15 protein-coding genes are annotated in these 17,681 nt (G+C 74.9%); 6 read left to right on the top strand and 9 right to left on the bottom strand.

Features of this window, described 5'->3' with window-relative positions; genetic code table 11:
• Positions 1-83: 83 nt before the first annotated feature.
• A complete protein-coding gene (locus IEZ06_RS08385) occupies positions 84-686 on the bottom strand; it encodes a short chain dehydrogenase (RefSeq protein WP_189236068.1) in 603 nt (200 codons plus the stop codon).
• A gap of 69 nt (positions 687-755) precedes the next feature.
• Here IEZ06_RS08385 and IEZ06_RS08380 point away from each other — a divergent pair, with 69 nt between their 5' ends.
• Positions 756-1,664 (top strand): LysR family transcriptional regulator, encoded by a 909-nt coding sequence (locus tag IEZ06_RS08380; protein ID WP_189236067.1) that lies wholly within the window; start codon positions 756-758, stop codon positions 1,662-1,664.
• 122 nt (positions 1,665-1,786) lie between these two features.
• Here the strand turns inward: IEZ06_RS08380 and IEZ06_RS08375 are convergent, their stop codons facing one another.
• The gene (locus IEZ06_RS08375) at positions 1,787-3,367 is read right to left on the bottom strand and encodes a sensor histidine kinase (protein ID WP_189236066.1); all 1,581 of its coding nucleotides are present in this window, start codon (positions 3,365-3,367) and stop codon (positions 1,787-1,789) included.
• A 154-nt stretch (positions 3,368-3,521) separates the two neighbouring features.
• Complete coding sequence (locus tag IEZ06_RS08370; RefSeq protein WP_229797885.1) at positions 3,522-3,857, bottom strand: sigma factor-like helix-turn-helix DNA-binding protein; 336 nt, start codon at positions 3,855-3,857, stop codon at positions 3,522-3,524.
• A gap of 143 nt (positions 3,858-4,000) precedes the next feature.
• On the opposite strand from IEZ06_RS08370, the gene IEZ06_RS08365 reads away from it, so the two are divergent.
• A complete protein-coding gene (locus IEZ06_RS08365) occupies positions 4,001-4,789 on the top strand; it encodes a hypothetical protein (protein WP_189236064.1) in 789 nt (262 codons plus the stop codon).
• 31 nt (positions 4,790-4,820) lie between these two features.
• On the opposite strand, the gene IEZ06_RS08360 is transcribed toward IEZ06_RS08365, so the two are convergent.
• Together IEZ06_RS08360 and IEZ06_RS08355 are read right to left on the bottom strand one after the other, a co-directional pair.
• Positions 4,821-5,447 carry a DUF305 domain-containing protein gene (locus IEZ06_RS08360; protein WP_189236063.1) on the bottom strand — a complete coding sequence of 209 codons (627 nt, stop codon included), beginning with the start codon at positions 5,445-5,447 and terminating at the stop codon, positions 4,821-4,823.
• A 107-nt stretch (positions 5,448-5,554) separates the two neighbouring features.
• Complete coding sequence (locus IEZ06_RS08355) at positions 5,555-6,394, bottom strand: NAD-dependent protein deacetylase (RefSeq protein WP_189236141.1); 840 nt, start codon at positions 6,392-6,394, stop codon at positions 5,555-5,557.
• 189 nt (positions 6,395-6,583) lie between these two features.
• Between IEZ06_RS08355 and IEZ06_RS08350 the strand changes: the two genes are divergently transcribed.
• Both IEZ06_RS08350 and IEZ06_RS08345 read left to right on the top strand, forming a co-directional pair.
• A complete protein-coding gene (locus tag IEZ06_RS08350) occupies positions 6,584-7,120 on the top strand; it encodes an NUDIX hydrolase family protein (protein ID WP_203871910.1) in 537 nt (178 codons plus the stop codon).
• Positions 7,121-7,156: 36 nt separating this feature from the next.
• On the top strand, positions 7,157-8,422 hold the full coding sequence (locus IEZ06_RS08345) for a methyltransferase (protein WP_189236062.1): 1,266 nt from the start codon (positions 7,157-7,159) through the stop codon (positions 8,420-8,422).
• Here the strand turns inward: IEZ06_RS08345 and IEZ06_RS08340 are convergent.
• Positions 8,412-10,910, bottom strand: a complete 2,499-nt coding sequence (locus IEZ06_RS08340; protein ID WP_189236061.1) for a PEP/pyruvate-binding domain-containing protein — start codon at positions 10,908-10,910, stop codon at positions 8,412-8,414. The genes IEZ06_RS08345 and IEZ06_RS08340 overlap by 11 nt on opposite strands.
• On the bottom strand, positions 10,907-11,629 hold the full coding sequence (locus IEZ06_RS08335; protein ID WP_189236060.1) for a TetR/AcrR family transcriptional regulator: 723 nt from the start codon (positions 11,627-11,629) through the stop codon (positions 10,907-10,909). The genes IEZ06_RS08340 and IEZ06_RS08335 overlap by 4 nt, the downstream gene beginning before the upstream one ends.
• Before the next feature lie 174 nt (positions 11,630-11,803).
• Between IEZ06_RS08335 and IEZ06_RS08330 the strand changes: the two genes are divergently transcribed.
• Positions 11,804-12,220 carry a YchJ family protein gene (locus tag IEZ06_RS08330; RefSeq protein WP_189236059.1) on the top strand — a complete coding sequence of 139 codons (417 nt, stop codon included), beginning with the start codon at positions 11,804-11,806 and terminating at the stop codon, positions 12,218-12,220.
• 162 nt (positions 12,221-12,382) lie between these two features.
• Here the strand turns inward: IEZ06_RS08330 and IEZ06_RS08325 are convergent, their stop codons facing one another.
• Together IEZ06_RS08325 and IEZ06_RS08320 are read right to left on the bottom strand one after the other, a co-directional pair.
• Complete coding sequence (locus IEZ06_RS08325; protein WP_189236058.1) at positions 12,383-13,642, bottom strand: NAD(P)/FAD-dependent oxidoreductase; 1,260 nt, start codon at positions 13,640-13,642, stop codon at positions 12,383-12,385.
• A 125-nt stretch (positions 13,643-13,767) separates the two neighbouring features.
• Positions 13,768-15,300, bottom strand: coding sequence for a PucR family transcriptional regulator (locus IEZ06_RS08320; RefSeq protein ID WP_189236057.1), 1,533 nt, complete (start codon positions 15,298-15,300; stop codon positions 13,768-13,770).
• 181 nt (positions 15,301-15,481) lie between these two features.
• Here IEZ06_RS08320 and recD2 point away from each other — a divergent pair, with 181 nt between their 5' ends.
• Positions 15,482-17,614, top strand: coding sequence for an SF1B family DNA helicase RecD2 (recD2, locus tag IEZ06_RS08315; RefSeq protein WP_229797883.1), 2,133 nt, complete (start codon positions 15,482-15,484; stop codon positions 17,612-17,614).
• Positions 17,615-17,681 lie beyond the last annotated feature (67 nt).

The raw sequence follows: 17,681 nt of genomic DNA, 5'->3' as shown, positions 1-17,681 counted from the left end.
CCGGGTTCGTGCGAAAGCGGCCGCCGGGACGACGGGGAGCCGGGTTCGTGCGGGGGCGGCCGCTCCGCGGCTCCGGGCGGCCCTCATCGTGGAAGCAGGTAGACCTGGCCGGTCTGGGCGCCTTCGACCGAGCGGACGTAGGCCGCGGCGACGTCAGCGAGGCCCACCGGCGGGAAGCCGGGGAAGTGGTCGCCGTAGTCGTCGAGGCTCTCGGTGAAGACCGTCGGGCTGACGGCGTTGACGCGCTGGGGGGCGATCTCGATGGCGGCGGCCCGTACGAACGCCTCCACGGCGCCGTTGGCCATGGAGGCGGCGCTCCCCGTGACGACGGGATCACGCCCCAGCACGCCGGTGATCAGAGTGAACGAGCCGCGCCCGGCGACGTGGGGGATGCCCTGGCGCACCAGCTCGATCTGGCTGAGCACCTTGCCGCGGAAGGCGTCCAGGTAGTCCTGGGGCGTCATCTCGGCCAAGGGCCTCCAGGGGACGTCCCCGGCGGCGCTGACCACCGCGTCCACCTCCCCGGCCGCCGCGTACAGAGCGGCGACCTGTGCGGGATCGGCGATGTCGTGGCGCAGGTCGCCGCTGTTGCGGCCGACCGTGAGGACCTTGTGGCCGCGCCCGGCCAGCGTCCCGTGCAGGGCCGTGCCGAGCTTCCCGCCGGCCCCGATCAGAAGGATCTTCATGCCCTCGACTCTAGGCGCGCCTTCGGATGGAGGGAAATGCCTTATATATGGCATTTATGCTTGGTGCTCATGAATGTGGAACTGCGCCATCTGCGGGCTCTGGCGGCGATCGGGGACGAGGGCACCATCACCGGTGCCGCGGCCGCCCTGCATGTCGGCCAGCCCGCCCTCTCCCGCACCCTGGAGCAGCTGGAGAGCCGCCTGGGCGTCCGCCTGGTCGAGCGCACCACCCGGCGCCTCGCGCTCACCGAGGCCGGCCGGCGCCTGTGGGAGCACGCCCACCGCATCCTCGACCAGCTGGACGCCGCGCTGGCCGAGGCGGCCGACGGGACGTCACGGCCGCTCCGTGTCGCCTTCGCCTGGGCCGCTCTCGGCCACCACACCGTGCCACTGCTGCGCGCCTGGCGTGACCGGCATCCCGAGGTTCCGGTCACCGTCCGCAGGGTGGACGACCCCGAGGCCGCTCTGCGACGGGGCGAGGCCGACGTGGCCTTCCTGCGCACCGAGCCCGCCGATGATCCTGCGCTGGCCCGCGTCGCTCTCGCGCGGGAGCAGCGCCTGGCGGCCGTACCCGAGGGCCACCCGCTCGCCGGGCGCGAGACCGTGCATCTGGCCGACCTCGCCGACCAGCCCGTCGTCCTGTGCTCCACCGCCTCCACCACAGGTGCGGACCTGTGGCCCGGCGCACGGCGGCCGCACACCTTCGAGGTACCGGGCGTGGACGAATGGCTCACCGCCATCGCCACCGGAGAGGCCGTCGGCGTGACCGCCGCGGGCAGCGGTTACAGCCATCCTCACCCCGGCGTCCGCTATCTGCCCATCGCCGACGCCGCTCCGGTCACCGTCCACCTGCTGTGGCCCAGGGTCCCGGCCCACCCCGCGACCGACGCCTTCCGCCGGCTGGTACGGCAGCACCTGGCGGCCGCACCGGAGGCGCCGTTCGTGACCGGCTTCCCGGGCGGGACCGCCGGCGCGTGACCGGAGCACCCGGCAGCCCTCCTCGGGTGGCGGGTCCGGAGCCGGGGCGACCGTGACCGGCTGCACGCCGGAGACGACGGAGCCGGCGACCTCGACCGTCATCCCGGCCACGTCGCGGGCCTTCAGCGGCGGCGGGTCCTGCCCGCCGTCGCGGCCGGCGCGGGGTCCCGGGCGGCCAGGGGCAGGGTGACCACGAAGCAGGCGCCGGGACCGCTGCCGGGGTCGTACCAGGCCCGGCCGGCGTGCGCCTCGGCGAGGGAGGCCACGATCGACAGCCCCAGGCCCGTGCCGGCGATGCCGCGGGTGCGCTGGTCGTCGGCCCGGCTGAAGCGTTCGAACAGCCGGGGGACGAACCTCTCCGGCACGCCCGTGCCGTGGTCGCGGACGCGGATGTCCACCGTTGCGGCGCCGAAGCGCGCCTGCAGGAGCACCGGCGGCGCGCCGTACTTGAGCGCGTTGCGCACGTAGTTGCCGATGATCTGCTGCAGGCGGAGCGGATCGGCGAGCACCGGCGGCCCGGCCGGGCAGTCGATGGTGATCGACGCCTCCGGGAACAGGGCGGCGCACTCGGCCATGGCCTGGCGCAGGTCCACCGGCTCCGGCTCGACGCGCAGCCCGCCCGCCTCGAGGCTCGGCACGGTCAGCAGGTCCTCGGTCAGCATGGTCAGCCGGGTCAGCAGGGTCTGTGAGCGCGAGAGCATCTGGCCGGTGCGTTCGGGGCCCAGCTCGGGATGGTCCTCGATGATCTCCAGGAAGCCGCGCACCGCGGTCAGCGGGGAGCGCAGCTCGTGGGAGACCACCGCGACGAGGTGGTCGCGCAGCGCGTTGGCCTGACGCAGCTGCGCGTTGCGCGCGGCCAGCTCGTCGGCGTGCCGCCGCACCCGCCGGTACAGGGCGGTGACCTGGTGCATCAGCGCGGCGAACACCACCAGGGCGGCGATCAGGGCCAGCAGCCGGGCGCCGTACCAGCCGAAGGTGAAGCGCGCGCCGCCGAACAGGGTCAGCAGCACGTCCCCGCAGGAGGCGATCACCGCGATCACCGCCCAGGCCTCCAGGCCGCGTACGGCGCTCCGGAAACGGCTGACCGCCAGCAGCAGGCCGACCACGTTGGTGGCGATGATGGCCGCTCCGAACCGCTCGGTCAGCACGCGGTAGCTCCCGTTGCTCATGATCACGGCGATGTGCTCGGCCTGGGCCGTCACCAGCCAGGCGGCCGCGGCGGCCCCGGCCGCCATGGATCCGGACGCGAGCGCGACCAGCGGCCACCGGCGGCCGGCGGGGGCCGGGGCGGCGCCCAGCCGTCGCGGCCACGGTCCCAGCGCCAGTCCGATCAGCAGGGGGAAGCCGGTGTGCCAGGCGGTCCACAGCCACGGCGCGCTGCTCGGTGTCGCGCCCAGCAGTCCCTGGGGCGCGAACAGGCCGGGAAACACCAGCGCGTGCGGCACGATGACGGCGGCCGACCACAGGTAGGCGCACGACAGGGCCAGCAGCCGGCGGTCACCGCCCGCCAGGAACTGGGTGATCAGCAGGAACGCGGTGAGCAGGTCGCTTCCCCACACCAGCGCCAGGAAGGCCGGGAGGAACGCCGGGACCTGGCCGAGCATGCGGTCGGCGCCCAGGAAGATCAACGCTGTGATCACCGGGACGACCACGGCCGCGAGCAGGGGGGCGCGGCCCACCCGCGCGGCCGGGGTGTCGTCCATCACGGAACTGAGGGTCACCGTGTCCGCATCGGCGGCCTCCGGCGGAACCTGAGGGTGACGGAGGACACGGCGCCGGGTCCGGGCGGGCCGTACGGCGGTGCCCCGGGTCGGCGTCCGGTGGGGATCGGTTCTCCTGCCGGCGGGATGGAACGCCTCATTCCACGCCGAGCTGCCGGCAGACGGCCCGGGGTTCGCCGACGTGGTGCAGGAGACCGGCGATCCGGCGCAGCGCGCGGGCGGTGCGGCTCTTGACGGTGCCCAGCGGCAGGCCCAGTTCCAGGGCGATCTCCGCCTGCGTCATGTCGCCGTAGTAGGCCATGCGCAGGACTCCCCGCTCGTCCGGGTGGAGCAGGGCGAGGGCCCGCCGTACCTGGAGGCCGAGCCACTCACGCTCCAGGCAGGGCGGTTCGGCGGCCAGGTGCGCGGCCTCGTCCCCCGCGCGGAAACGCCGGGCGAGCACCCGGCCGGTCTCGTCCGTGATCAACGTCATCCCTCCATCGGCCTCGCCCATGGTGGGACATGAGTCCTTCTCGCTTCCGCGTCCTTCTGCACAGTGCGGAACCGCCGGCCGGCCCGGCGCGGTACTGCAGGGCGTCAACGGCACGAACAAGAGAGCAAGAGAAGGAAGAGACCATGGGACTCAGGAAGACCTCCCTGCGAGCCGCCGCGCTGACGGGGCTGTCGGCCCTCGCGATCGCGGGCCTGCCGAACACCGGCCAGGCCCAGGCCGCCGCCGGGGGAACCGTCTCGCTGCAGGGGACGAAGCTCGTCTACGTCGCGGCCCCCGGCGCGAGCAGCAGCGCCGGCATCAGCCTCTTCAACGGCGAGATCGCCGTCTTCGACACCGCGCCGCTCGCGAACGGGCCCGGCTGCCGTCAGCTCACCCCGAGGGCGGTGGCCTGCGGGACCGCCGTCACGGAGTTCACCGCGACGCTGGGGGACCTGAACGACAGCCTCAGCGTCGGCGCCCCGATCAACGGCACCGTCGACGGCGGGGACGGCCAGGACGACTTCCTCGCCGGCACGAAGTCGGCGAGGCCCCGGTCGATCACCTTCATCGGCGGCACCGGGACGGACACCGTCTCCTACCAGGGCAGCGACCTGTCGGTGCGGGTCAGCCTGGACAACAACGCCGGCGACGGCCGCAACATCGACTCCGACGACATCCGCAGCGACGTGGAGAACATCGTGGGCACCCCGCACGGCGGTGACATCCTGGTCGGCAACTCGGGCAGGAACACGATCGACGGCGTCTCGGGTCCCGGCGACCAGCTGTACGGCGAAGGCGGCCCCGACCGGCTCCTCGCCAAGGACCTGGACAGGGAGACCGCGCTGGACTGCGGCGCGGGCGGAGGCGACGAGGTCGTCATGGACGAGATCGACCCCGCCCCGGCCGGTTGCGAGCTCGTCCGGAAGTTCTGATCCGCGCCGTGTGGCGCCGCCGGGGCGCGGCTCAGCCGCCGAGGATCTTCTCCAGCCGCTCGATCTCGGCCTGCCGGGAGGTGCCGGCGGTCTCGGCGAGCCGCCGGGCCGCGGGATTGAGGCCCTCCGCCCGTTCGGCGGCGGCCACCTCGATCGCGCCCCGGTGATGGTCGATCATCAGCTCGGCGAACATCCGGTCGAACTCCGCCCCCTCGGCCCGCCGCAGTCCGGCCATCTCGGCCCCGGTCGCCAGGCCGGGTATGTCCTGCCCGCCGCTTCCCGCAGAGACGGCCGGCTTGCCCCAGGCCGCCAGCCAGCCGGTCATGGTGGCGATCTCCGAGCCCCGGACGCGAGCGGCCTCCGCCGCGAGCTCTGCGAGCTCCGGATCGGAGGCGCGGGCCGCGGCGAGCCCGGCCATCTCCACGGCCTGCTCGTCGAGCGGGATCATCATCCGGGCGAACGCCACGTCGGCGTCGTTGAAGTCGGTCGTCGGCTGCGCGCTCGCGGCGGGCGAGGGAGTGCTCGTCCCGGCGCCGGGGGTCGCCTCCGGGGCGTCACCGCCTCCGCAGGCGGTGAGCAGGCCCAGGGCGCAGACTCCCGCCGCCGCGGACAGGGCGGCCGGCGGAAGCCCGCGGGCGGTGGATCGGCCGGTGGACATGTCGGTCGGCCTCCTCCCGGGTCGTCGCGCGCGGCGGCCGGCCGTTCGCGGACGGTCCCGGCGCGGCGGCGCCGGTATCCGCCCAGGTCATGGCCTGCCCCGCCATTCTACGACCGGCGGCCGGACGGATCCCGGCGCGGTGCCGGGTCGAGCTCCGACAGGAGAGCGGTGAGGGCCGGACCGAGCGGGGCGTCGAAGCGCAGGAGCGCGTCGGCGTCGCCCCGGGTCGGCCCCCGGTTGACGATCGCGACGGGTACGGCGTGCTCGGCGGCGCGGCGGACGAACCGGTAGCCGGACATCACCGTCAGCGAGGACCCGAGGACCAGCAGGACGCCGGCCCGCTCGGTCAACGCGTAGCACTCCTGGACCCGGACGCGCGGCACGTTCTCCCCGAAGAAGATCACGTCTGGCTTGAGCAGGCCGCCGCAGCCGAGGCAGTCCACGATCCGGAAGGAGTCGACCCGGTCGTCGGCGAGGACGGCGTCGCCGTCGGGGTTGACCGCCTCGGCCCGGGCCTCCCAGCCGGGATTGGCCGCGCGCAGGCGCCGGTCGAGCAGTTCCCGGGGGGTGCGCTCGCCGCAGGACAGGCAGCGGACGCGGTCGAGGCCGCCGTGCAGCTCGATCACGTCCCGGGCGCCGGCGGCCTGGTGCAGGCCGTCGACGTTCTGGGTGATGACCCCGGCGACCAGCCCGCGGCGCTGCAGTTCGGCGACCGCGCGGTGACCGGCGTTGGGGGCGGCGCGGGCGATGTGCCGCCAGCCCAGGTGGCTGCGCGCCCAGTAGCGCCTGCGGGCCGCCGCGCTGCCGGTGAACGCCTGGTAGGTCATCGGCTCGGCCCGCCGCGTGCGGCCGGTCTCCCCCCGGTAGTCCGGGATGCCGGACTCGGTCGACAGCCCGGCGCCGCTCAGGACCACGACCTCCCCGTCCGAGACGAGATCGGCCAGCATCCGGAACCGGCGGCCGGGGTCCGCGTCCGGCCGACCGGGCGGCGCGCCGGGCACACCACCGGGCACGCTGCCGGAACCCTCGCCTGCCACCCGAGCCACCTGTCCATGATGCCCGATGTCCGCATCCGGTCGAGCCGCACTTCGGGACTGGCCGTGCCCGCCGGGGCCGCCGCGAAGTACGATCGACCAATGACCGAAATGACCGAAACCGCGTCCGGTTGGCTCACTCCCGACGAGCTGGAGGCGGCACGCGCGCGGATGCCGATCCTCTACGTCGACGCCGTACCGGTGCGGGTCGACGATACGGGGACGGTCACGCACGTCGGGCTGCTGCTGCGCATCGGATCGGACGGGACGGTCAGCCGCGCCCTGGTGTCCGGGCGCGTGCTCCACCACGAGCGCGTCCGCGACGCGCTCCTGCGCCACCTGGAGAAGGACCTCGGCCCGGTGGCGCTGCCCCGCGTCCCGGCCTCCCCGCAGCCGTTCACCATCGCCGAGTACTTCCCGACGCCGGGCGTCACGCCGTACCACGACCCCCGGCAGCACGCGGTCTCCCTGGCCTACGTCGTCCCGGTCGCCGGGGACTGCAGCCCCCGGCAGGACGCCCTCGACTTCGCCTGGTTCACGCCGCAGGAGGCCTCGTCGCCGTCGGTGCTGCAGGAGATGTCCGGCGGGCAGGACGTCCTGCTGAAGCAGGCCCTCGCCCACGTCGGCCGCCTCCCCTGACGTCCCCGCGGCGCCGTACGGCTAGCCTGGGGCGCGATGAACCGCCTGACGACTCCGCGGGGCGAGCTCGCCCTCGCCCGCTTCCCCGAAGACCCCCGCGACCTGCTGCGCGCCTGGGACGCCGCCGACGACTACCTCCTGCGGCACCTCGACGGCACCGCCGGTGAGGTCGCCGGGGGAGTCGGCGGGACCGGCGGAGGGCCGGTGGACCTGTCGGGCACCGTGGTCGTGGCGGGCGACCGGTGGGGCGCGCTGACCACCGCGCTCGCCGCCCACCGCCCCGTGCAGATCACCGACTCGTTCCTCACCCAGGAGGCGACCCGGGCCAACCTGGAGCGCAACGGGATCGGCGCGGACCAGGTGCGGCTGCTGTCGACCAGGGACGCCCCGCCGGACCGGATCGACGTGCTGCTGGTCCGGGTGCCCAGGAGCCTGGCGCTCCTGGAGGACCAGCTGCACCGGCTCGCCCCCCGCGTGCACGCCGGCACCGTCGTGGCCGGCACCGGGATGGTCACCGAGATCCACACCTCGACGCTGCGGCTGTTCGAGCGGATCCTCGGCCCGACCAGGACGTCGCTGGCGGTGCGGAAGGCGCGGCTCATCCTCTGCACGCCCGACCCCGGCCTGCCCCGGACCGCCAGCCCCTGGCCGAAGAGCTACGAGCTGCCCGGCGGGGTGGGACCGGCCTCGGGTCTGACCGCCGTCAACCACGCGGGCGTCTTCTGCGCCGACCGCCTCGACATCGGCACCCGGTTCCTGCTCCGGCACCTTCCCCGGCGCCGGGGCCCCGAGCGCGTCGTGGACCTGGGCTGCGGCAACGGGGTGGTCGGTACGGCGGCGGCGCTGGACAACCCCGAGGCCGAGGTGCTGTTCGTCGACGAGTCCTACCAGGCGGTGGCCTCGGCGGAGGCCACGTTCCTGGCGAACACCGCGCCGGGCGCCGGGACGCACACCGGCGCAGACACCGGCGCAGACACCGGGACGCACGCCGGGCCGGAGCCGGAGCCGGGGGCCGGGTCCAGGGCGGAGTTCCGGGTGGGCGACGGGCTGTCCGGCGTACCGGCCCGGACGGTCGACCTGGTCCTGAACAACCCGCCGTTCCACAGCCACCGGGCCATGACGGACGCCACGGCGTGGCGCATGTTCACCGGGTCGCGCGCCGCCCTGCGCCGCGGGGGTGAGCTGTGGGTCGTCGGCAACCGGCACCTGGGATACCACGCGAAGCTGCGCCGGCTCTTCGGCAACTGCGAGGTCGTCGCGAGCGACCCGAGGTTCGTCGTCCTGCGGGCCGTCAAGCACTGACCCCGTACGGTCCGGGGACCCCGGCCGGGGCGATCACCTCCACGCTGCCGCGTCCCCCGTCGACGCGGATCCGGTCGCCGTCGCGCACCCGCATGGTGGCGTTCCCGGTGCCGACGACGGCGGGGATGCCCAGTTCGCGTGCGACGATCGAGGCGTGCGAGAGCGGCGCGCCGACGTCGGTGACGACCGCCGCCGCCCGGGGGAACAGCGGCGTCCAGCCCACGTTGGTCACGGTCGTCACCAGGATCTCGCCCTGCCCGAGCCGGTGGCCCTCCTCCATGGAGGGGATCACCCGGGCGGTGCCCTCGACCACCCCGGCCGCGCCGGGGAAACCGGTGACGGTCTCCGACGAGGGAGCCATCGGCGCGTGGGAGTCGAAGACGTCGCCCCGGCGGCCGGGGTCGGCGGCCCACCGCTCCGGGTCGAACCGCCCGCGGATGACGCCCGGGTACGGCGGCAGCGACCGGTAGTGCTCGTAGGCCGCCCGCCGCGCCGCGACCGAGGAGAGCGGCCGCCGCCCGCCGCGCAGCACGTCCAGGATCTCGCCGATCGTCAGGAAGAAGAGATCGTCGCCGTGCCCGGTCAGCTCTCCGGCCCGCAGGACGAAGGCGCGCAGCACCCAGAAGGAGCGGATCGTCTCCGAACGGGCCTCCTCCCGGGCCTGGACGATCGCGCCCCACCGGTCGACCTTCCGGCGCAGCCGCGCGGCCCGCCGCGGATCCCGCTCCCGGAACCTCCGCCAGGCGGCGCGGCTCACCTCGTCCTGGCGCTCCAGGAGCTCCGCGGGGTCGGTCGTGGAGGCGGCGAGCAGCCTGCCGATCCACTCCGGGTCCTCCGCGGGCCGGGGGGCCGAGAGCTCGAACTCGTCCGGGCAGCGGTGGCCGTACCGCCGGGCGAAGGCCTCCCGGTCGATCTCCCCGCGTTCCAGCCGCGCCAGCCCGAGCAGCGGCCCGAGGCTCTCCAGGCGCCCTCCGCCGACCCGGATCCCGGACGTCAGCGCGCCTGCGTCCTCCTCCCCGACCAGCCGTACCAGCCTGGCCCGGAGGAAGATGAGCGCGCCGGCGTCCTGGCGGCCCGCGGCGGCCAGCATGCGGCTGCACTCGCGGAAGTACGGCTCCACCCGGTCCCGCCAGAGGGCGGGCAGGTCCTCGGCGGCGGCGATCTCGGCGCGCAGGGCCTCGGCGCGCGCGGTCGCGGTCGCGAGGAACTCCGGGAGCCTGCGGGCGTACCCGCGCAGGGCGAGGCGGCCGCGGACGATCGGCAGCGCCTCCCTGAGGATCCGCCGGCGCGGCATCGGCAGCGGCGGGGGAGCGAGCTCTTCCGGTATCCGGCCGAAGACCGGCTCCTGGGCGGCCCGGAGCCGCCCGCCCAGGCCCAGGGTCGCCGCGAGCGAGGCCGTCACGCTCAGGTTCATGTAGAACCTGCCGCCGATGTTCCCGCACAGGGGATGGCCGCCGAGCTCGGAGAAGATCATCGCGTCGGCCATGAACGCCCGCACGGCCGACCAGGTGCACGGCGTCATGACGCTCGGGATCGCCTCGCCCAGGTTGCCGTTGGTCCACAGGTAGTCGCCCTTGAGGGAGTCGTTCCACTCCTCGCGCCGCCCGGTGATCGGCCTGGCCTGGAGGATGTGCGGCCGCCCGTCGCGGAGCGCCCACTCGACGTCCACCGGATGGCCGTACAGCTCCTCGATCCGCAGCCCGAGGGCGGCCAGCTCCAGGGCCTGCGCCCGGGACAGGACCGGCCGGTCGCGCAGGCCGGGCGGGACCGGCTCCTCGCGTGTGCCGCCGGGCGTGCGCACGGTCATGACGGTCTTGGACGCGACCGTCTCCGCGAGGACCGTGCGGCGGTCGCGGTCGATCGTGAACGTGTCGGGCGTGACCAGGCCGCCGACGACCGCCTCGCCCAGGCCCCAGGCCGCGTTGACGGTCAGGCGGCCGCGGTCCTCGGTGAACAGCACGCCCGCCGCGTCGGCGGGCACGAGCTCCTGGACGACGACGGCGAGGGCCACCTGGTCGCGCGGGATGCCGTGGCGCTCGCGGTAGGCGATGGCCCGACCGGTCCAGAGCGAGGCCCAGCAGCGCCTGACCGCGTCCAGCAGTTCCCCGGCGCCGCGGATGTCGAGGTAGCTCTCCTGCTGGCCGGCGAAGGACATGCCGGGCAGGTCCTCGGCGGTCGCCGACGACCGGACCGCGACCGGGACGTCTCCGCGGTCCCCGCACAGCCTCCGGTAGGCGTCCCGGATGTCACCGGCGATCTCCTCCGGGATCCCGTGGGCGGTGAAGAGCGCCGCTATCTCGCCCGCCCCGCCCGCCAGGATCCCGTCCCGCAGGCCGTGGCGGGCCACGAAGCCGCGGTAGGCCGCGGTGGTGACGTGGAATCCGGGAGGCACCGGCAGCCCGGCCCGGGCCAGGCGGGCCAGGGACTCGCCCTTGCCGCCCACGGTCGCCAGGTCGGCCCCGGGGCCGTCGAGCGGAAGCGTGTTCAAAGGCTCTCCTCCAGTTTCCTCCGGGCGATCTCCAGCGCCCGGTCCAGGTAGCGTGCGGTGGCCTCGGCCACCTGCGCGGCGCTCTCGGGGGTGACGGGGTGCCCGGACCCCAGGGTCCGCTGCACCGTCTCGGCGAGCAGGGCGGCGCGCCGCTCGATGTCCAGGTGGAACGGGCCGGGCAGCGCGGGGGCGTGGAAGAACCCGTAGAAGGCGGTGGCCATCACGTTCTGCTGGTCGGCGGGGGTCAGGTCGGATCTGACGAGTCCGTGCTCCCTCAGGACGCCGAGGTAGGCGGCGAACGCGGTGAACATCGCCTCGGCGGCCTCCGGACTGGTGCGCTTGTGCCGCAGCAGGGCACCGAGCACGTCCCCGTCGCCGAGCAGGAGCGCCTTGAGCAGCGGGCGCCGGAGCATCTCCAGCGCCAGCTGCCGGACCAGGCCGCCCACCGGCTCCGCCTGGCCGGCGGTGCGCAGCCGTACGGCCTCCAGCATCAGCACCCGCTCCCTGCGGAGCAGGGCGGTGAACAGCGCCTCCCGGCTCTTCCAGTGCAGGTAGATCGTGCCCTTGGCGACGTGGGCGTGCCGGGAGACGTCGTCGAGGGTCGTCTTGTCGTAGCCCCAGCGGGCGACCAGCTCCGCCGCCGCGTCCAGGATCCGGTCCGCCCGCGCCCGGCGCTGCTCCGGCGTCCGCCGCCTGCGGTCGGTGGGCTCGGCTGTCATGGGACCACCTCTCAGGTATATGACTGAATATACGTATCTAGTCATACATCTGACAAGGCATCGCCGCGAACCTCGGCGCTGTGAACCCCGGCCGCTGTGAATCCCGGCCGCCGTGAACCCGGCCCGCTGCGGACCGGGGCGGAAGGCCGATCCGGGGACGGCACAATGGGAGGCATGTCCCGACGCAGCACGCAGCCCCGCCGGGCCGCTTCCGGATCCGCCGCCCCCTGCCCCTGCGGGCTGCCCGCGCCCTACCGGGACTGCTGCGGGCGGCTGCACCGGGGGGAGGCCGCCGCGCCCACCGCGGAACTGCTCATGCGCTCGCGGTTCAGCGCCTTCAGCGTCGGCGACGCGGACTATCTCCTGCGCACCTGGCACCCGTCGACGCGCCCGCCCGGGGTGGAGTTCGACCGGGCGCTGCGCTGGACCGGCCTGGAGATCCTGGAGGTCGCCGGCGGGAGTGCCTTCCACACCGAGGGCACCGTCCGCTTCCGCGCCCGCTACACCGAGCGCGGCCGGGCGGGGGAGATGGAGGAGCACAGCCGTTTCACCCGGCACGCGGGCGCGTGGATGTACGTGGGCGCGCTCTGACGGGCGCACAGCCGCTTCACCCGGCACGGGGGCGCGCTCCGACGGCCGCCTCCGGCCAGGGGACTTCGAGACCCGCCTCCGGCCAGGGGACTCCTGCAGCCGGGGAACTCTGACGGCCGCCTGGCCGGGGCACGGGGCCGATCCGCCTCGGGCCGACGGCGCTCAGCGCAACGGATCGAACTCGCGCAGGGCGTCGGGCTGCTTGCCGGTGACGATCCGCTCGGCCAGCAGCCGCCCGGTGACCGGGCCGTGGGCCAGGCCCCACATGCCGTGCCCGCCGGCCACGTAGACCCCCGGCTCGCGTACCGCGCCGATCAGCGGCCGCCCGTCGGAGGTGACCGGCCGCGGGCCGACCCACTCGTCGGTGCGCTCCTCCCAGCGCACGCCTTCCAGCAGCGGGCGGACGGAGGCGATGATCGCCTCCAGCCGGGCCGGGACGAGCGGCGCGTCCGGGTCGCGGAACTCCATGGTGCCCGCCACGCGCAGCGCGCCCCGGTACGGGGTGCACGCCACCCGCACGTCCGGCAGGTAGATCGGGCCGGGCACGGGGCGGTCCACCGGCACGGTGAAGGAGTAGCCGCGCCCCGCCCGCAGCGGGACGCGCACCCCCCACCGGGAGGCCAGCCGCGGCAGCCACGCGCCGGTGGCCAGCACCACCGCGTCGGCGGACAGGGTCGTGCCGTGCGGGGAGCGCACGATGACCTTTCCGCCGTCGCCGCGCACCCCGGACACCTCGAAGGCGTGGACGGCGGCGCCGCGGGCCATGACGGCCTCGCCCAGTGCGTGGACGAAGCGGCCCGGGTCGACGTACCGCTGCCCGTCGATGCGCACGCCCGCCTGCAAGGCTCCGGACGCGAGCGGCACGTGCTCGGCCAGCCGCGCGCCGGACAGGGTGCCGTGGTCGACCCGCTGCCCGGCCTCGCCCAGCCTGCGCAGCTCGCGCAGCAGCCCCTCGGCCTGCCGCGGGGTCCGGAACGCCGCGGTGATCGGCGCCCGGACGAGGGGCGCGTCCACGCCGCCGGCCGTGAGCGCCTCGAACGCCTCGATGCACTCGTCGTTCAGGGGCAGGTTGGCCCGCACCGCCCGGGTCCACGACGACCACCGGCAGTTGGCGGCGAAGCGGGCCAGGAACGCCCACAGCCCGGGATCGACGCCCGCGGGGATGTGCAGCGGTGCGGCGGGGTTCGCCAGCGACCGCAGGCCGTAACGGAGCACGGAGGGCTCGTTCAGCGGGATGGTCAGCCCCGGGGCGATCCATCCGGCGTTGCCCCAGGACGCGCCGGCCGCTATGCCGCCGCGGTCGACCACGTCGACCTGCACACCGTGCTCCTGCAGGAACCACGCGGTGGACAGGCCCACGATGCCCGCGCCCACCACGATCACCGACCGGGGCCGGTCGCCGATGTGCTCGACGCCGCTCATGACCCGCCTCCATACCAGGACGAATGCTGTTGCCGGGATCAGCATGACCCGGACGGCCCCGGATGAGGTTGTGGGATGCCCACAATCGAAGATCTGATCTTGGAGGTTCGCCACAACGGAGCGCCCTAGTCGTCTCCGAGGGCGGCCAGGCTGATGATCATGGCGAGTCGCTGGCGGGCGTCCTCCAGGTTCAGCGGGGTGATCTCGCCGATCCTGCGCAGCCGGTTGCGGACCGTGTTGGGGTGGACGCCGAGCCGCTCGGCCGCGGCGGCGAGATCGCCCTGGGCCTCCAGCCACGCCCGCAGCGTCGCCGCGTAGTGGGTGGCGTGCGCGGCGTCGTGCCCGCGCAGCGCGCTGACCGGCCCCCGGGCGGGAGGCCGGCCCGTGCGCGCCGCGGCGCGCAACCGCTGGAGCAGGATGTCGCCCCAGGACTCGTCGTAGGCCGGCGGCGCGGTCCGGGGCGCGCCCGCCTCGTGCAGTGCCAGGCACTCGTCGGCCTCCTGCCGGCCGGCCGGAAGCTCCTCGGCCTGGGCCGGGGCGCCGATCCCGGCCAGGACGCGCACCCGCGCCGGAAGCGCGGCCTGCAGCGCGGCCACCCACTCGCGTGCCGCGGCCGCCGGCTCGCCGGGCAGGATCGTGTAGAGCGTGTTGTCCAGCAGCGTGCTGCGCCCCGGCCGGGACCAGCCGAAACCGGTGGTGGCCCGCTCGAAGGCCAGCAGGGGTGCGGCGTGCCGCTCGGTGTCGGCGTGCGCGCGGACCGCGATGACCCGCATCGCCCCCGGGGCCAGCCCCAGCTGGCTCAGCACCGTCGCGGCGTCGGCGCCGCCCTCCAGCAGCCGGACGGTCAGGTCCGACTCCACCTGCCGCTCCAGATCGGCGCTCGCCCGTGAGCGCAGCAGGTGCAGGGCGACCGTGCGCGCGCCGTCGGTCAGGGCGCCGAGCCGCGCCCCGGTCAGCGGGCTGCCGCAGGTGACCCAGACCGATCCCAGCAGCTCACGGCCCGCCCGCACCGCCACCGCCATGCGCCCGGTCAGGCCGTTCCGCGGGTCCTGCGCCACGAACACCGGTTCGTCCGTCGAGGCCAGGTGGTCGAAGACCCCCCGGGCCCGGAGCGTCTCGCGCAGCCGGTCCGGCACCTGCCGCACCAGGATCGTCTCGAGCCGGGCCGGGTCGCCCGCCTGCTGGGAGCGCGAGTACGCCAGCACCCGCGACAGCCGGTCCTCGATGGTCACCGCGCCGCCGATCACCTCCGCCAGGTTGTCGGCCAGCGCGAACAGGTCCGTCGGCCCGCGGCCCGACTCGGTCTCCCGCCCCTCCAGCACCAGCCCGTAGACGACACCGGTGAGCTGGCTCCACGACACCGCGGGATCGACCAGCATCACCGCCACGTCCTCGCTCTCACCGGCGGAGAAGGCCTCGTGGGCGGCGCCGGCCTCAGCGCGCACCAGGACCGCCGCGGACCGGGCCGCCACCGCCCATCGCACCGCCTCGGCCACCGACGCGGCGCCCACCGCCAGCAGCACGTCGCCCGCGACCCGGTCGTCGGTGGGATCGGGCATCGCCACGCTGCGCAGCTGCACCGAGCGCGCCTGCGGCCGGCCGCACAGCCGTACGCCGTATCCGCCCAGCACGTTGATCAAGCGGTCCAGTCTGATCATGAGCGCCTCCTGCCCGGTCCCGACGCATCACGGTAACCACCGGCTCCGGGGGCACGCGCCCGTCAGCCGCGCGAGGGGGGGCTCCTCCGGCTGGTCGGTCCCGTCCCGGTCGCGGCGGAGCACGATGCCGTACAGGCCCCGCCTGGAGGTTTCTGTCGGTCGGATCCGGTTGGATCCTGCTGTGGACGTTTCCGTCGAGCACCTGGTGTACGTCCGCGAGGACGGCCACACCGTCGCGCGGATGAGCGCCGAAGGCGTGCCGGACTTCATCGCCTCCGGCCGGGCCCTGGCCGGGATCCAGCCCGGCGAGGCGCTCCGGCTCGTCGGCTCCTGGGGCGAGCACCCGCGCCACGGCAGGCACTTCGCGGCGGACGGGTGCGAGCGGGTGGCCCCGGCCACCGTCCGGGCGATCCGGATCTACCTCGGCTCGGGCCTGATCCGCGGCATCGGCCCGAGGCTCGCCCACGCCATCGTCAGCCACTTCGGAGAGGCGACGCTGGAGGTCATCGACGCCGAGCCGGAGCGGCTCAGGGAGGTCGTCAACATCGGGCCCGCCCGGCAGGAGCAGATCACCCGGGCGTGGGAGGAGCAGAAGGAGATCGCCGCGCTGATGGCGGTCCTGCAGGGGTTCGGGGTCAGCCCGATGCTCGCGGCGAAGATCTACCAGGTGTACGGCGCGGACTCCGGCGAGATCCTCGCCTCCGACCCGTACCGCCTCATCGGCCAGGTCCGGGGGATCGCGTTCGGCACGGCCGACCGGATCGCGCTGAGGTCCGGCGTCCCGGAGGACAGCCCGGAGCGGATCGGCGCGGCGGTCCTGGACACGCTGGAGACCGCCGGCGCCCGCGACGGACACTGCTACCTGCCGCTGAACGTCCTGGTCGGCAGGGCGGCCGAACTGGTCGACCAGGACCGGGAGCCGGTCCGCCGGGCGGTCGACGCGCTGCGGGCCGAGCGCCGGGTGGTCGTCGAGGCGTCTGCCGACGACCCCGACCAGACCGTGGTCTACGCCAAGCACGTGCACGGCCGCGAGGTGGGCCTGACGGCCCACCTGACCAGGCTCTGCCGGGCCCCCTCGGCGCTGCCCGCGCGCGCGTGGCCGGAGGACCCGGGGCTCCACGAGGACCAGCGGGCGGCCGTGGCCATGGCCCTGACCAGCACCGTGTCCGTCCTCACCGGCGGCCCGGGGTGCGGCAAGAGCCACACGGTGAAGGCCGTCGCCGCCGCGGTGCGGGCGGCCGGCGGCACGGTCACCCTGACCGCCCCGACGGGCAGGGCCGCCAAGCGGCTGTCGGAGCTGACCGGGCTGCCCGCCATGACCGTGCACCGCATGCTGGCCCGCCGACCGGATCCGGAGCCCGGCACGCTGTTCACCGAGACTCCCTCCCAGGCCGACCTGGTCGTGGTCGACGAGGCCTCCATGCTGGACCTGCACCTGGCCACCCGCCTGGCCGCGGCCGTCCCCTCGGGCAGCCACCTGCTGATCGTCGGCGACGCCGACCAGCTGCCGAGCATCGCGCCCGGCAACGTGCTGGCCGACCTGCTGCGCGTCGAGGCCGTCCCGCGGACCAGGCTGACGCACGTCTTCCGGCAGGCGGAGGAGAGCGGGATCATCCAGGTCGCCCACCGCATCCGGGCCGGCCGGGTGCCCGACCTCCCCGGCCGGAGGGGGTTCTGGTTCGAGGAGGTCGACGATCCCGGCCGGGTCGCCGAGCGGGTGGTCCACCTGGCGACGGTGGCGATCCCGCGCAAGCAGAACGTGGGGCCCGACCAGGTCCAGGTGCTGTGCCCGATGCGCCGGGGCGCGACCGGGACCGCCGAGATCGGCCGGATGGTCCAGGAGCGGCTCAACCCCGCCGGGGAGGGGAAGGAGGAGCACTGGTCGGGCGCCTCGGTCTTCCGGACCGGCGACCGCGTCATGTCCGTCCGCAACAACTACGACAAGGGGGTCTTCAACGGGACCACCGGGACGGTGACCGGGATCGTCCGGCAGGACAGGCTCCTGGAGGTCCGCACGGACGAGGGGGAGAGCGTGCAGTACGGCTTCGGCGAGCTCGACGAGCTGACCCACGCGTACGCCGTCAGCGTGCACCGCTCCCAGGGCAGCGAATACCCCTTCGTGGTCGCGCCGATCGTCGCCGAGGCCGGCGGCGTCATGCTGCGCCGCAGGCTGCTCTACACCCTGGTCACCCGGGCCCGGTCATGGGTGGTCCTCGTCGGCCAGCGCGAGGCCTTGGAGACGGCGGTCAACCGGCTCGGGCACCGCCGGAACACCGGGCTCGCCCGCAGGCTCGCGCTGAGTCTGCGGGACTGAGCCTGCGGGACTGAGCCTGCGGGACTGGGCCCGCTGGGCTGGGTCTGCTGGGCTGGGCCTGGAGACG

The organism is Planomonospora antibiotica (assembly GCF_014647955.1).
Lineage (GTDB): Bacteria > Actinomycetota > Actinomycetes > Streptosporangiales > Streptosporangiaceae > Planomonospora > Planomonospora parontospora.
Note: the sequence above shows the minus strand (reverse complement) of the source record. Positions and strands in the feature narration are given on the sequence as shown.